The sequence below is a fragment of the Paenalcaligenes sp. Me52 genome (assembly GCF_050487965.1).
GTDB lineage: Bacteria > Pseudomonadota > Gammaproteobacteria > Burkholderiales > Burkholderiaceae_B > Paenalcaligenes.
The window spans coordinates 1-627 of the sequence record NZ_JBKQFO010000036.1 but is presented as its reverse complement, the minus strand read 5'-3'; the positions used below and the strand labels follow the sequence as shown (position 1 = coordinate 627).

1 protein-coding gene is annotated in these 627 nt (G+C 35.9%); it reads right to left on the bottom strand.

Annotated features, from left to right (window positions below; all coding sequences use genetic code 11):
• Window positions 1–544 (bottom strand): DUF898 family protein (locus ACLO87_RS16830; RefSeq protein WP_430224350.1); only part of this gene is annotated, 544 nt, incomplete at its 3' end.
• Between the last annotated feature and the right edge of the window lie 83 nt (window positions 545–627).

Genomic DNA, 627 nt, shown 5'->3' with positions numbered 1-627 from the left:
GAACCACAGATATAATAACACTACTTGAACTATTGGCATGTAGCATCTTTGTCGAGATAAAGAAAACAGTCCCCATCCCAATGGCCATTAAAATCGGCAAGAAAAAGGTTACCCACCAGAACCCTTTCATAGAGCAATTAAAACTAAATCTTACGCCGTTGAGACTGGTCATCAAGGCCTGATAACGCAGTCCTTTTGCTGCCATAAATATAAGCAAAACCAACAGTGACAAAGTCAAAACACAGCCAACAAGCGGCATATCTGCTGACACTGTCATTAAGATTGCGAAATAGAAAAAAACAAAAACAAGACAACTAAAAAAAACATTCCCACCAGTAATTCCATAAGAAAATCGTTGTCCGTTAACTTCCAAATTAGCATAGAGATAACGCCTACATTTCATTAATGCCCATGGTAAATAGATACCTAGCGTTATAATCGTTAACAACACATTCACCACACAAATAAGAAAATATCTCTCACCTGTACCATGAAAAACAAACGAATGGGACGGAACATCCATTTCATTAATAACTTGAGCCATAAAAATTCCCTGAATTAAAAAATCCATTGATATAATTTATAGATACAGACAGTAAAATGTTCTGCCACGTTACAATACTCTTA